The 13,701-nt window shown below is 60.4% G+C and carries 12 protein-coding genes; 5 read left to right on the top strand and 7 right to left on the bottom strand.

The features are described from left to right. Nucleotides 1-6 precede the first annotated feature (6 nt). From argR to acs, 7 genes are all read right to left on the bottom strand, one after another. Nucleotides 7-987 carry a transcriptional regulator ArgR gene (gene argR, locus AO268_RS08675; protein ID WP_076962895.1) on the bottom strand — a complete coding sequence of 327 codons (981 nt, stop codon included), beginning with the start codon at nucleotides 985-987 and terminating at the stop codon, nucleotides 7-9. Nucleotides 988-1,214: 227 nt separating this feature from the next. Next, nucleotides 1,215-1,979 carry an ABC transporter ATP-binding protein gene (locus AO268_RS08670; RefSeq protein WP_076962896.1) on the bottom strand — a complete coding sequence of 255 codons (765 nt, stop codon included), beginning with the start codon at nucleotides 1,977-1,979 and terminating at the stop codon, nucleotides 1,215-1,217. A 27-nt stretch (nucleotides 1,980-2,006) separates the two neighbouring features. After that, nucleotides 2,007-3,119: a succinylglutamate desuccinylase/aspartoacylase family protein gene (locus AO268_RS08665; protein WP_099168444.1), complete on the bottom strand. Its 1,113-nt coding sequence runs from the start codon at nucleotides 3,117-3,119 to the stop codon at nucleotides 2,007-2,009. Nucleotide 3,120: 1 nt separating this feature from the next. Continuing rightward, a complete protein-coding gene (locus AO268_RS08660) occupies nucleotides 3,121-3,819 on the bottom strand; it encodes an ABC transporter permease (RefSeq protein WP_076962898.1) in 699 nt (232 codons plus the stop codon). After that, on the bottom strand, nucleotides 3,816-4,505 hold the full coding sequence (locus tag AO268_RS08655) for an ABC transporter permease (protein WP_029294434.1): 690 nt from the start codon (nucleotides 4,503-4,505) through the stop codon (nucleotides 3,816-3,818). Before AO268_RS08655 ends, AO268_RS08660 begins: the two co-directional genes overlap by 4 nt. 91 nt (nucleotides 4,506-4,596) lie before the next feature. Further along, nucleotides 4,597-5,382: an ABC transporter substrate-binding protein gene (locus AO268_RS08650; RefSeq protein ID WP_099168443.1), complete on the bottom strand. Its 786-nt coding sequence runs from the start codon at nucleotides 5,380-5,382 to the stop codon at nucleotides 4,597-4,599. Nucleotides 5,383-6,053: 671 nt separating this feature from the next. Beyond that, nucleotides 6,054-8,009: an acetate--CoA ligase gene (gene acs / locus AO268_RS08645; protein WP_076962900.1), complete on the bottom strand. Its 1,956-nt coding sequence runs from the start codon at nucleotides 8,007-8,009 to the stop codon at nucleotides 6,054-6,056. 393 nt (nucleotides 8,010-8,402) lie between these two features. Between acs and AO268_RS08640 the strand changes: the two genes are divergently transcribed. The 5 genes from AO268_RS08640 to AO268_RS08620 all read left to right on the top strand — a co-directional run. Next, nucleotides 8,403-8,672 carry a DUF2790 domain-containing protein gene (locus tag AO268_RS08640; protein WP_076962901.1) on the top strand — a complete coding sequence of 90 codons (270 nt, stop codon included), beginning with the start codon at nucleotides 8,403-8,405 and terminating at the stop codon, nucleotides 8,670-8,672. A gap of 135 nt (nucleotides 8,673-8,807) precedes the next feature. Beyond that, on the top strand, nucleotides 8,808-9,668 hold the full coding sequence (locus AO268_RS08635; RefSeq protein ID WP_099168442.1) for a helix-turn-helix domain-containing protein: 861 nt from the start codon (nucleotides 8,808-8,810) through the stop codon (nucleotides 9,666-9,668). Nucleotides 9,669-9,807: 139 nt separating this feature from the next. Next, a complete protein-coding gene (locus tag AO268_RS08630; RefSeq protein ID WP_099168441.1) occupies nucleotides 9,808-11,073 on the top strand; it encodes a DUF1479 domain-containing protein in 1,266 nt (421 codons plus the stop codon). 41 nt (nucleotides 11,074-11,114) lie between these two features. Then, on the top strand, nucleotides 11,115-12,398 hold the full coding sequence (locus AO268_RS08625) for an ABC transporter substrate-binding protein (protein ID WP_099168440.1): 1,284 nt from the start codon (nucleotides 11,115-11,117) through the stop codon (nucleotides 12,396-12,398). A 482-nt stretch (nucleotides 12,399-12,880) separates the two neighbouring features. Then, the coding region (locus tag AO268_RS08620; RefSeq protein WP_099168439.1) for a ribonucleotide-diphosphate reductase subunit beta at nucleotides 12,881-13,701 on the top strand (821 nt) is incomplete at its 3' end.

The following is a 13,701-nucleotide window of genomic DNA, read 5'->3' as shown; positions in this document are numbered from 1 at the left end:
CGCGACTCAGCCGCGCTCGGAGGGCACCGACGAGAGCTCGAACGGGCTGCTGCTGCGCCGCTGGTTGCGGTCTTCACGGGGGGTGGCGCCAAAGAAGTTGCGGTAGGCACTGGAGAAGTGCGGCCCCGAGGAGAAGCCGCAGGACAGGCCGATCTGGATGATCGACTTGCTGGTTTGCATCAGCATCTGGCGCGCCTTGTTCAGGCGCAGCTCCAGGTAGTACTGGCTGGGAACGCGGTTGAGGTATTGCTTGAAGATCCGCTCCAGTTGTCGTCGCGACACGCATACATGCTGGGCGATTTCGTCGGTGGTCAGCGGCTCTTCGATATTGGCCTCCATCAGCAACACCGCCTGGGTCAGCTTCGGATGGCTGGAACCCAGGCGGTTTTGCAGGGGGATACGCTGGCGCTCGCCGCCTTCGCGGATGCGTTCTACCACCAACTCTTCGGAGACCGCACCGGCCAGTTCGGCGCCGTGGTCACGGGCCAGCACCGCCAGCAGCAGGTCGAGCACCGACATGCCACCGCAGGCGGTCAGGCGATCACGATCCCAATCGAACAAATGACTGGTGGCGATGACCTTGGGAAAACGCTCGGCAAAGTCGTCCTGCCAACGCCAGTGCACGGCGGCGCGATAACCGTCGAGCAAGCCCAGTTGCGCCAGGGGATACACCCCCGCCGACAAGCCGCCGATCACGCAGCCGGCGCGCACCAGTTGCTTGAGCGCGGTGCCCAGCTGGGACGCGATTACCGTAGGCGGCTCATCGGCCAGCAGGAACAGCTTCTGGAAGCCTTCCAGCTTGCCGGCCCAGGGTTCGCCGGGCAATGTCCACTCGCCGTCGAGCGGTGGCTCGGCCTGCAGGAATGACACCTCGTAGACCACATCCGGATGCACCCGCTGGGCCACGCGCAAGGCCTCCTCAGCCAGCGCAAGCGTCAGGGCTTTAGTGCTGGGCCAAATCAGGAAACCGATGCGATGGGCTGTCATGGAGGGCTATCCGAAGCGAAAACGGTAATGAAGACAAGGGCCAATGCTAGCCCGTAAACCAACACAAATCTCAAAGCAAACAGAGATCTAATGTGGGAGCTGGCTTGCCGGCGATAGCGGTGGGACTGGCTTACCGCCATCGCCGGCAAGCCAGCTCCCACAGGGAATCGAGGCCAACCTCAAGGCTGCCAAGCATGCACTATTCCAGTGCACAAACGCAGCCTTGTTTACTTCAAGCTCCCGGACAAGAACTGCTGCAACCGCTCGGACTGCGGGTTGACCAGCACTTCACGCGGGTTGCCACGCTCTTCGACAATGCCTTTGTGCAGGAACACCAACTGGTTGGACACTTCACGGGCAAAGCCCATTTCGTGGGTCACCACCACCATGGTCCGGCCTTCCAGGGCCAGGTCCTGCATGACTTTCAACACTTCGCCAACCAGCTCCGGGTCGAGGGCCGAAGTCGGCTCGTCAAACAGCATCACCTCAGGCTCCATCGCCAGCGCCCGGGCAATCGCCACGCGCTGCTGCTCGCCACCGGACATATGGCCGGGGAACGCATCCTTGCGATGGGCCACGCCGACTTTGGCCAGGTAGTGCTCGGCCTTTTCACGGGCGTCTTTTTTCGACATGCCCAGCACATGCACCGGGGCTTCCATGACGTTTTCCAGGGCAGTCATGTGCGACCACAGGTTGAAATGCTGGAACACCATCGACAGGCGCGAACGCATGCGCTGCAGCTGCTTGGGGTCGGCAGCCTTCATGGCGCCGTCCTTGTTGGGCACCAGTTTCAGCTCTTCGTTATTGAGCAGGATCTTGCCGGCGTGGGGCTGCTCCAGCAGGTTGATGCAGCGCAAAAAGGTACTTTTACCCGAACCACTGGAACCGATGATGCTGATCACATCACCGGCCGCGGCGGCCAGGGACACGCCTTTGAGCACTTCATGACTGCCATAGCATTTATGCAGGTCTTGGACTTCAAGTTTGTACATGCGGTCGGTTCTCACAAAAACAGTTGGTCAGTCGTTGAGCAAGCGCCCGTGACGCAACGCTTCGCGCCCCGCCACCTTGGCCAGCCAGAAACCCGCTTGGGCATAACGTAGCCGTTCAACGGCAAACAACACCCCCGGCGTGCCGGCACAGACAATGCTGACGCGGTCGGCCAAAGGGTCAATCACTTCAAAAATCGGTTCGCCGGCGTCCACCCAGTCCCCGGCTTTACGCAGGTAACTGATCACCCCGGCGTGGGGGGCAAACAGCAATTCGGTGCCTTCAAAGGGCACGCCTTCACACGGTTCATGTTGCGGCGCCGGCCACTGCCCCTTGATCAGGCCCTGTTCGGCGAGGAATGCGAGGATGCCTTGGGCGTGGAAAATCGCCTCATCGCGCCCCGTGTCGGCCTGGCCGCCCAGCTCCAGGGTCGTGGCCAGGCACGCCAGGGGGATCGGCGCCTCGGCAAATGCCCGCGACAAACGCAGCCACGGCAACGAGCAGGCCTCGTCAAACGAGCTGCCGCCGGAGTCTTCCGCCAGCAGGCCGACCTTCACATTCAAATGCGCCGCCAACGAGCGCCACTGCGGCCAGTGCTGGGGCAGCGCGTACATGTGCAGCGCGGCTTCGGCGTCGCAGTGCAGGTCGAGCACCACATCGGCAGTGCAGGCATGGCCCAGCAAGACCCGCTGCATGCCTTGCAACTGGCTGCTCGGCTCGGGCAGTGCACGGAGCGCATCGCCCATCGCCTGGCGGATCATGCGCACGTTGGCGTGGGGATCATCCCCCAGCCGGCCCTCCAGCAAGGCCGCAACCGGCTCGCTCAACTCGACGAAATCCCGGTTGAAGTTCTTGCCGGTGCCGACCTCGAAACGCCCCTGGTGGCTGCCTTGCAGCAATTGGCCCAGGCCCATCGGGTTGGCCACCGGCACCAGCTCGACCACCCCGTTGAGGGCACCTTGCTGTTCCAGTTCGGCCAGGCGCTTTTTCAGCTCCCAGGCGGCGCGCATCCCCGGTAACTCATCGGCATGCAGGCTGGCCTGGATATACGCCTTGCGCTCGCCATGGCCAAAACGGAATACCGTCAACTGGCGCTCGCAACCCAGGTGCCCCCAGGGCAGTACGTGCTCGATGCGTTCCATATCAGTGCTTCCGGGGTGCCAGGTAGCTCAACCAGCGACGCTCGGCCAACTTGAACAGGCGCACCAGGATGAACGTCAGGCACAGGTAGAACAGGCCTGCGGTGATATAGGCTTCAAACGGTAGGTAGTACTGGGCGTTCACCGTGCGCGCGGCACCGGTGATGTCGATCAGGGTGACGATGGAGGCCAGGCTGGTGGTCTGCAACATCATGATCACTTCGTTGCTGTACTGCGGCAGCGCCCGGCGCAGGGCCGATGGCAGCAGGATGCGGCGGTACAGCTTGTAGCGCGACATGCCCATGGCCTTGGCCGCTTCGATCTCGCCATGGGGCGTGGCCTTGAGGCTGCCGGCAATGATCTCGGCGGTGTAGGCGCTGGTATTGATGGCAAAGGCCAGGCATGCGCAGAAGGTTGCGCTGGACAGCCACGGCCAGAGGACACTCTCGCGCACCGCTTCAAACTGGGCCAGGCCGTAGTAGATCAAAAACAGCTGCACCAACATCGGCGTGCCGCGGATCACATAGGTGTAGAGCCAGGCCGTGCCATTGACCAACGGCTGTTTGGACACCCGCATCAGGCCCAGGGGCACGGCGGCGAGCAGGCCGAAGAACAGCGAGACCAGCAGCAGTTTGAGGGTGGTCAGCAGGCCGCCAAGGTACAGCGGCATGGCCTCCCAGATGACGTTGTAGTCGAAGATCATAGATCAGCCGCCTTTACGCCTACCGAGTAGCGCTTCTCAAGGTAACGCAGGGCCAGCAACGAGACGCTGGTGATCACCAGGTACATCGCCGCCACCGCGAGGAAGAAGGTAAAAGGTTCGCGGGTGGCATCTGCCGCCTGCTTGGCCTTGAACATCATGTCTTGCAGGCCCACCACCGAAATCAGCGCGGTGGCCTTGGTCAATACCAGCCAGTTATTGGTAAAGCCGGGGATTGCCAGGCGGATCATCTGCGGCACCATCACCCGGAAAAACACCTGAAACGGGCTCATGCCATAGGCCATGCCCGCTTCGGCCTGCCCCTTGGGGATGGCCATGAACGCACCGCGGAAGGTTTCCGACAGGTAGGCGCCAAAGATGAAACCCAGGGTGCCGATACCGGCGGCCAAGGGGTTCAAGTCAATATAGTCGTCGTAGCCCAAAAGCGGCGCGACACGGTTGAGCAGGTCCTGGCCGCCGTAAAAAATCAGCAGGATCAGCACCAGGTCGGGGATCCCGCGGATCACCGTGGAGTACAGGTCACCCAACCAAGCCAGCCAGCGGACCGGCGACAGGCGCAAGGCAACTCCGATCAGACCCAGAACAATGGCCAAGGCCATGGACGACAAGGCGAGCTGAAGCGTCAACCATGCGCCATCGAGGATAACGGCCCCGTAGCCTTTCAACATGATTCAGGTCCTCGAAAAGGCGGATGAAAAAATGGCGCAAACTTCAGAGATCCTGGTGCTTGCGCCATTTCAGACAGACAACTGCGAAGGTTTACTTGGCGTCAGCGCCGTAAATATCGAAGTTGAAATACTTTTTCTCGATTTCTTTGTACTTGCCATTGGCGCGGATCGCGGCGATGGCTGCGTTGATGCGGTCCAGGTTGGCCTTGTCGCCTTTACGTACCGCGATACCGATGCCGTCGCCGAAGTATTTGGCGTCGGTGAATGCAGGACCTACGAACCCGTAGCCTTTACCAGCGTCGGTCTTCAGGAAACCGTCTTCAAGCAGGGTCGCATCAGCCACGGTGCCATCAAGGCGACCGGCAGCCACGTCCAGGTAGATTTCGTTCTGGGTGCTGTAGGGAACGATGGTCGCACCTTTAGGCGCCAGGACTTCCTTGGCGAAACGGTCATGGATCGAACCGCGCTGTACGCCGATCTTCTTGTCCTTGAGCTCAACCAGGCTGTCGCTGACCGTGACGCTGTCCTTCATCACCAGGCGTGCCGGGGTCAGGTAGTAGCGGTTGGTGAAGTCCACGGATTTCTTGCGGTCGTCGGTGATGGACATGGACGACAGGATCGCGTCGATCTTGCGTACCTTGAGCGCCGGGATCAGGCCGTCGAATTCCTGCTCGACCCAGGTGCACTTGACCTTCATCTCTTCGCACAGGGCGTTGCCGATGTCGTAGTCGAAACCGACGATGTTGCCGTCCGGCGCCTTCGAGGCAAACGGAGGGTAGGCTGCTTCGATACCAATTTTCAGCGGTTTCTCTTCAGCGAAGGCCTGCATGGACAGCACGGACAGCGCCAGGGCGCCCAACAGCACGAGTTTCTTCATCTTGGGACTCCATCGGTATAGGACAAAAACAGCAGTATGAGCCATGGCCCACGATGCGACTGAGTGAAACCGAATAGCGGTGCTGCGTCCTACACCAGTTCAACACGGCGACGACGAGCGAGTGATCGGCATTCTAACGACAGGCCGGAAGCCGATATTTCCTCAATGCGACAACAATTTACAGAAGCACCGAGAAAACGACTCCGACATATTGACAGCCTCTGCTTTTTATGCAATGGCAAAAGATATTCAACCTATTAACGCTGCAAATTGCGGGCCTATTATTCGCAAACCCTTCTATTCCGGCAAGTGTAGCGTTTGATCTTATTTTGCCGGGTGTCTGAAACGGGCGTTTTCGCGGCATGGATGTAGCACTTTGCCTCATGTTTGGGCGCAAGGTTACACATTTGCACCACTGGGTAACATTCAGAAATGCCCTACGAGATAAACCGATATTTATTGGCTTGGTGCTGAGAACGGTCTGTCAGCCACCCTACCCTATTGTAGGAGCTGGCTTGCCTGCGATAGCGGTGGGTCAGTTTCAAATGGGTTAGCTGACCCACCGCTATCGCAGGCAAGCCAGCTCCCACATTGATGGTATTTCACAGTGAATTCCCACAAAAAAGCCCCACCCGGCCTACACCGAATGGGGCTTGGTCCCCTAGACCCGCTTACGCGACGCTCATGGTCTTGTGGGTATCGATCAGATGCTGCACCACGCTCGGGTCAGCCAGGGTGGAGATATCCCCCAGCCCGTCATACTCGGCCGTGGCAATCTTGCGCAGGATACGGCGCATGATTTTCCCCGAACGGGTTTTCGGCAAGCCCGGCGCCCACTGGATCACATCCGGCGAAGCGATCGGGCCGATTTCCTTGCGCACCCAGTTTTTCAGCTCCAGGCGCAACGCTTCGCTCGGCTCTTCGCCGTTTTTCAGGGTGACATACACATAGATGCCCTGGCCCTTGATGTCGTGAGGTACGCCAACCACGGCCGCCTCGGTGACTTTCGGGTGGGCAACCATGGCGCTTTCGATCTCGGCGGTGCCCATGCGGTGCCCGGAAACGTTGAGCACGTCATCCACACGGCCGGTGATCCACCAGTAGCCGTCTTCATCGCGACGCGCACCGTCACCGGTGAAGTACATGCCACGGAAGGTCTTGAAGTACGTGTCGACGAAACGGTCATGGTCGCCATACAGGGTACGCGCCTGGCCCGGCCACGAATCGAGGATCACCAGGTTGCCTTCGGCGGCGCCCTCGATGATGTTGCCCAGGTTGTCCACCAACGCCGGCACCACCCCAAAGAACGGACGTGCCGCCGACCCTGGTTTGAGGGCGTGGGCCCCCGGCAACGGGCTCATCAGGGTCGCGCCGGTTTCGGTCTGCCACCAGGTATCGACAATCGGGCAACGGGATTGGCCGACGTTTTTGTAGTACCAGTCCCACGCTTCCGGGTTGATCGGCTCACCCACCGAACCCAACAGGCGCAGGCTGCTGCCATCGGTGCCTTCGCAGGCGGCGGTGCCGGAAGCCATCATCGCGCGGATCGCGGTCGGCGCGGTGTAGAGGATATTGACCTTGTGTTTGTCGACGATTTTCCCCACCCGCGTGATATCCGGGTAGTTCGGCACGCCCTCGAACAGCAGCGTGGTCGCGCCATTGGCCAGCGGGCCGTAGACAATATAGGTGTGGCCAGTGACCCAGCCGACGTCGGCGGTGCACCAGTAGACTTCGCCCGGGCGGTAGTCGAACACGCGCTCGTGGGTCAGCGCCGCGTACAACAGGTAGCCGCCGGTGGTGTGTTGCACGCCCTTGGGCTTGCCGGTGGAGCCGGAGGTATAAAGGATGAACAGCGCTTCTTCGGCGCCCATCTCTTTGGGCGCGCAGACCGTGCCCGCCACTTTCATCAGGTCTTCGTACCAGATGTCGCGATGCTGGTTCCACTTGATCTGGCCATTGGTGCGCTTGCACACGATGACTTTCTGGATGCTGCTGGTTTCCGGGTTGGTCAGGGCGTCGTCGACATTGGCCTTGAGCGGCACTTTCTTGCCGGCACGGATGCCTTCGTCGGCGGTGATCACCACCTTGGATTTGCAGTCGATGATGCGACCGGCCAGGGCCTCAGGGGAAAAACCGCCAAAGACGACCGAGTGGATCGCGCCGATGCGGGTACAGGCCAGCATGGCGACCACGGCTTCGGGGATCATTGGCATATAGATGGTCACCACGTCGCCGCGGTGCACGTCCTGGCCACGCAGGGCGTTGGCGAACTTGCACACTTGTTCATGCAGCTCGCGGTAGGTGATGGTGCGGCTCTCGGAAGGGTCGTCGCCTTCCCAGATGATCGCCGCCTGGTCGCCGCGCTCGGCGAGGTGACGGTCCAGGCAGTTGTAGGAAACGTTAAGGGTGCCGTCAGCAAACCATTTGATATCGACATGGTGGTCGTCGAACGAGGTCTGCTTGACCGTGGTGAAAGGCTTGATCCAGTCAAGACGCTTGGCTTGCTCGCGCCAGAAACCGTCGGGGTTGACCACCGACTGCTGGTACATGGCCTTGTAGGTCGCCTCGTCAGTCAGCGTGTTGGCTGCTACTTCGGGGCGAACGGGGTACAGGGAAGCCGCACTCATCTTTCTTACCTCGGTGACAATAGTTGTTGTTGTATGCCCCTGTTGTAGCCGGGGTAGGCCTATAGAACCATTCGACGATGGTAGTAACAAGCCCCTACAAATTGCCCTGTTATCCCCTTGCAATGCTCTGGCTCGGGGCCTGTGGCGCTTTTCTCGGCATCTAAAAAAACCTCTGTCGTGGATTGTTACGAAAACCGCCAATAGTGTTTATCAAAAGCACGGGTATATGAATGTAACCCAGGCGCCTAAAATCAACCTCGCCAACAAGGCACCGTGATTAACCAAGTTGCAGCCCCCACGAAGGCACGTTAATCCGAACTCTCTACTCAAGTTACACACGTGGCCTCACAAGGGCCCCGTGCCCCCCTTCGACTGTAAAAAGGTAAATTGGAAATGAAAGCTTTATTAGTTATGGCCCTTGCCAGCTTGTGCGCCACCGCCGCCCTGGCCGACGAGATCCCGACTGACGTAGCCAGCCAGCACACCGCCATTGTTGAGGAATACACCTACTCCACTGATCTGGATATTGCCAAGGTGGTGTCCATGAGTGCTATTCCCAATGTCTGCGAAGTTGTTCCAGCACGCATGGAATATGAAGATCACCAGGGCCAGCGTCATATCCTTAATTACAAAGTCATGGGCAGTGGTTGCTCTAACGGCTAATAATTTAGTTAGTTGAAACTTACCCTGACAATATTCGCCGCAAGGAATCGTTCTTGCGGCCAAGAAGCTTGTTCACTGCCCCCCGAATGCTACGATTGTGGCGTCGCTACTGACGCTGCCGGGCAGGATGGGTTCATGAGAGCCAGTTTCGAGAAAATCCCCACCGAGGCCAATACCTCCTGGACCCTGCTCAACAGGCGCCTGCCGCAGGCGATCCCGTTTGAATGGCATCACCACCCCGAATACGAACTGACCCTCACCCTCAACAGTCGTGGGCACCGTTACATCAGCAACGATGTGGCACGCTACGATGATGGCGACCTGGTGCTGGTGGGCCCGAACGTTCCCCATAGCTGGTCGTCGGCCGAGACGATCGACCCGGCCCAACCGCACATTGCCCTGGTCATCTGGTTTTCCGAGGCCTGGGCCGACTCGCTGGTCAAGCTGTTCCCGGAAATGGCATCGACCCGTGCCCTGCTCGCGGCCGCGCAACATGCACTGAGTTTCAGCGACGCCACCTCACGCGCACTGCGCCCGGTGATCGAGGCCATGGTCGAGCAAGACGCCTCCCAGCGCCTGATTTCCCTGCTGACCGTGCTCAATACCCTGTCGCAGGATGTCGCGGCGCAGCGTATTGCCGTGCAAGACACGCCTCACATCATTGAAGACGCGCGCATCCGTCGGGTCCTGGATTACCTGCACGGTCACTATGCACAGCCCCTGAGCATTCCTGGGTTGGCCCAAATGGCCTGCGTCAGCGTTTCCGCCTTCCACCGCATGTTCCGCAAACACACACGCTGCACGGCATTGGACTACATCGTGCGGCTGCGCATCGGGCACGCCTGCGCCCTGCTGATGCAAAGCAAGCTGGCCGTCAGCACCATCGCCGAACAGGTCGGCTACGCCTCCCAGGCCCTGTTCAACCGGCAGTTCAAGGCACACAAAGGCATGACACCTTCAGACTTCCGTGGCCAGCATGGGTATCACTTCCAGTAGGGCATCACCAAGCTGATTCCTCTACCGGGCCAGGAGCAAACGCCACAATCGTATTGCTCAACGCGCCAAATAAGGCTGCCGCCCAGGCCGTTCGGAGTGATTCCATACCTGCATGAATAATAAAAATGCAGGCCACCCCATGAACAACGCCCCATCCTTCGCCAGTGCCGAGCTACCCGACGACTACAAACGCAGCATCGTCGCCATGAAAAAGGTACTGCGCGCACAGATCGGCGACGTGCCTGCGCTGTTTGCCGAAGTCAGCGCCTTTATCGCCACGGAAATCGCCTCGATCAAGACCCAGCAAGCCCAGACCGGCTCCGCCTGGCCCGAACTCGACTTTGCCACCCTCGCCAACGGCCAGGTCACAGAAGCACAACGCGCCCTGATCAAGCGCCGAGGCTGCCTGGTGATCCGCAACCACTTCCCCAGGCAGCAGGTGCTGGGATGGGACAAGAGCCTGTTGGACTACCTGGACCACAACCAATTCGACGCGGTTTACCGTGGCCCTGCCGACAACTTCTTCGGCAACCTGGAGGCCTCGCGCCCGGAAATCTTCCCGATCTACTGGTCCCAGGCCCAGATGCAACTGCGCCAGCATGAGCGCATGGGCTGTGCCCAAGCCTTTTTGAACCGCCTGTGGACCATCGAATCCCACGGCCGTCAGTGGTTCGACCCGGATACCAATGCCCTGTACCCGGACCGCGTGCGGCGGCGCCCGCCCGGCACCACGTCCAAGGGCCTGGGCCCGCACACCGACTCCGGGGCGCTGGAGCGCTGGCTGCACCCGGCCTACCTGAAGGTGTTCGAGAAAATCTACTGCAATGACTTCAAATCCTACGACCCCTGGGATGCCGCCCATCGCACCGAAGTCGATGAATATGCCTACCCAGGCACCAAATGCTCGGCCTTCCGCACCTTCCAGGGTTGGACCGCGCTGTGCGACATGACTGCCGACCAGGGCGTACTGCATACCTTGCCGATCCCCAAGGCCATGGCCTACCTGCTGCTGCGCCCGCTGCTGGATGATGTGCCCGAGGATGAATTGTGTGGCGTCGTGCCGGGTAAGGTGCTGCCGATCCTGGAGCAGTGGCACCCGCTGCTGGTCCAGGGCATGACCCCGATCCCGGACGTGCAGGCCGGCGATTCGGTGTGGTGGCACTGCGATGTAGTCCATAGCGTCGCTCCCGTCGAAAACCAGCAGGGCTGGGGCAATGTGATGTACGTACCGGCTGCGCCCATGTGTCCGAAAAACCTACGTTATGCCAGGGACGTGCTGCGGGCCTTTGAACAAGGCGCCTCGCCCGATGACTTCCCCCGCGAGGACTACGAAAAGCACTGGCGCGACCGCTTCATGACCGGGCAACTGAACGCCCTCGGCCGCAAAGGGCTGGGGCTGGAATAAGCACCCTCCTCTCACCACAAAAACAAAAAGGGCCACCCCCTATGAAAATCGTCAATCGCCTTGCCGTTGCCACCTCCCTCGCCAGCCTCTGCACCTTCAGCGCCCATGGCGCAGAGGGCAAGGGCCGCGTGGAAGTCGTGCATTACTGGACCTCGGGCGGGGAAGCCAAGTCTGTGGACGTGCTCAAGCAACTGATCGAAAAAGACGGCTTCACCTGGCAAAACAGTGCCGTCGCCGGTGGCGGGGGCGCAGCGGCCATGACCGTGCTCAAGACCCGCGCCGTGTCCGGCAACCCGCCCTCCGCCGCACAGCTCAAGGGCCCGGATATCCAGGAGTGGGGCAATCTGGGCTTGCTGACCAGCATCGATGACGTGGCCAAGGCCAATCAGTGGGATAACCGGCTGCCCCAGAGCATTGCTCAGCTCATGAAATATGATGGTCATTATGTTGCCGTACCGCTGAATATCCACCGTATCAACTGGCTCTGGACCAACCCCGCTGTGCTCAAGCAGGCTGGCGTGCCCCAGGCGCCGACCACCCTCGAAGAGCTGTATGCCGCCGGCGACAAACTCAAGGCCGCCGGTTTTATCGCGATCGCCCACGGCGGCCAACCCTGGCAGGACACCACGGTATTTGAGGGCCTGGTGCTGAGCCTCCTCGGTGCGGACGGTTTTAAAAAAGCCTTTATCGATCACGACGAAGCCACCTTCACCGGCCCCCAAATGACCGAAGTGTTTGTTGCGCTGCGCAAACTCAAGACCTACATGGACCCCAATGGTGCGGGCCAGGACTGGAACATGGAAACCGCCAAGGTCATCAAGGGCCAGGCCGGCATGCAGATCATGGGCGACTGGGCCAAGAGCGAATGGAGCGCGGCCGGCAAGCAAGCCGGTATCGATTATGAATGCGTGCCCTTCCCCGGTTCCCAAGGCCTCTATAGCTACACCATCGACTCCCTGGCGATGTTCAAGCTGTCCAGTAAAAACGACACGCCAGGTAACAATGCCGCGCGCGACGACCTGGCCAAGATCGCCCTGGAGCCGCAATTTCAAACGGTATTCAATCAGAACAAAGGCTCCATCCCGGTGATCACCGGCCTGGACATGAGCCAATTCGACAGCTGCGCCCAGGCCTCTGCCAAAGACTTTGCCGCAGCCGAGAAAGCCGGCACCCTGGCGCCGAGCATGGCGTTCAATATGTCGACCTCCCAGGCGGTGCAAGGGGCGGTATTTGATGTGGTCAGCCACTTTATGAGCGATAAAGACGCGGACCCGGCCAAGGCAGGGAAGCAGATGTTGGCCAGTATTCAGGCCGCGGCGCAGTAACGCCCTGTGGCCCGCTCTTGCGCCAAGGGGCGCAAGAACGGCGGGGCCGAATCGACCTGCGGCCGCCCCCAGACCCGTGCCTTAAAAGCAGCGCCGACCGCCGGTCAAAAAAATCCGCACCGGGCAAACCCTTGCAAACCCGCACTCTGGCCGCAAGCGCCATCAAATTGGCCGCCCACCGAGACCATCCGCCGCAACACAAAGGCAAATTTTTCCCTATAATGCGCGGGTAAATCGGGCCTGCAATATCCCTTTACATGGGGGTAACGAGCCAAGCCTGAGACCCCGCAGGAGTACGACACTGTCGCTCCGCCCCTCAGGCTTCAAGCAGAGTACCCGTAGCCCTATTCCGTTTAGTGCCTGCGCGAGCTGTTGCAACAAACGATTCCTTAAAGATCCACCGCGGCCCCTGGGCCGTGTGAACACCCAACCATCCGGTTTCACACGGGCACCATTGGCCCTCACGCAGGAGACGACACGTCATGCTGAGCTGGGACGAATTCGACAAAGAAGAAGGCGAAGTCGCCGCTAAAGGCGCCAACGCCGGCCACGCCACCGAAGCCAACATGGACCGCCTCGACGGTGCCGGCGCCGCTGCCGCCCTCGAAGCCCGCGCCGTCACTGCCAATGACTCCGCCGCCATCGTGCGCGCCAAGGCCGCCCTGGACAAACTCGACATCGCCGAAGGCCTGGCCGAACTCGAAGGCGCCGCCGCCCGTGTCGCCGTTGACGAAAAGCGCATGATCAACTGCCGCGCCGACCTCAACCAACTTGTCCCCTTCAAATACGACTGGGCCTGGCAGAAATACCTCGACGGCTGCGCCAACCACTGGATGCCGCAAGAGGTCAACATGACCGCCGACATCGCCCTGTGGAAAAACCCCGAAGGCCTGACCGACGACGAACGCCGCATCGTCATGCGCAACCTGGGCTTCTTCTCCACCGCCGATTCCCTGGTGGCCAACAACCTGGTCCTGGCCGTGTACCGCCTGATCACCAACCCGGAGTGCCGCCAGTACATCCTGCGCCAGGCCTTTGAAGAGGCGATCCACACCCACGCCTACCAGTACTGCATCGAATCGCTGGCCATGGATGAAGGCGAGATCTTCAACATGTACCACGAGATCCCATCGGTCGCCAAAAAGGCCGCCTGGGGCCTGAAATATACGCGCTCGATCTCCGACCCGAAGTTCGAGACCGGCACCGTCGACACCGACAAGGAACTGCTGCGCAACCTGGTCGCCTACTACTGCGTCCTGGAAGGCATCTTCTTCTATTGCGGCTTCACCCAGATCCTGTCCAT

The organism is Pseudomonas sp. ICMP 8385, assembly GCF_002699915.1.
GTDB classification, from domain to species: domain Bacteria; phylum Pseudomonadota; class Gammaproteobacteria; order Pseudomonadales; family Pseudomonadaceae; genus Aquipseudomonas; species Aquipseudomonas gessardii.
The sequence above is the reverse complement of the archived record's forward strand: the minus strand, read 5'-3'. Positions and strand labels throughout refer to the sequence as shown.